Genomic DNA, 542 nt, shown 5'->3' on the forward strand with positions numbered 1-542 from the left:
AGTCCTTTGGTGAGCAGACGCACGACCTGGCGCTTGGAGATGTCCATGCCAATGTCATTGAGCAATGCAGACAATCGTTCCGTCGTGACTTGTCCTTGTGCATGCAACATCAGGCAAAAGCGCCTGAGGTTCGGGCCACAACCACCGACAATCCCAACAGGCAGCGGAGCAAGGATTGTTTTACCGTTCGGTGCCACCCAGCATTCACGCCGGTAGTGAATAACCTCAGCGCGCAAAACCACATCTCGCACGTAACAACTTTTGTAGCCTTTGAAGCGTGAGCCGTCTGGAACACTGGCACGAAGAACAATGTCGCGGTCAACACGTTCCACATCCAGTTTTGGTCCACGAGGTTTTTTCTTGCCACCACGGCTGTCGAGAACCTTCGCATCCGTTGCCTTGTCCATCCCTGACGGTTTGAACGGTGGTCGTGGCGGTAGGTTTTTCAGTCGCGCAATCTCATCGCGAAGGAGTTGGTTCTCAACTTTAAGCTGGGTATTTTCCAGACGGAGCTCGGCATTCTCCTTACGGAGTGCTGCATT

At 53.3% G+C, this 542-nt stretch carries 1 pseudogene; it reads right to left on the reverse strand.

Going from position 1 to position 542, the window contains the following annotated elements:
• Positions 1 to 542: pseudogene (locus tag WH356_RS24000) on the reverse strand (IS66 family transposase); the annotation flags it as partial.

Origin of the sequence: Ochrobactrum sp. MYb379 (genome assembly GCF_037479515.1) — a bacterium.
In the GTDB taxonomy this organism is placed as follows: domain Bacteria; phylum Pseudomonadota; class Alphaproteobacteria; order Rhizobiales; family Rhizobiaceae; genus Brucella.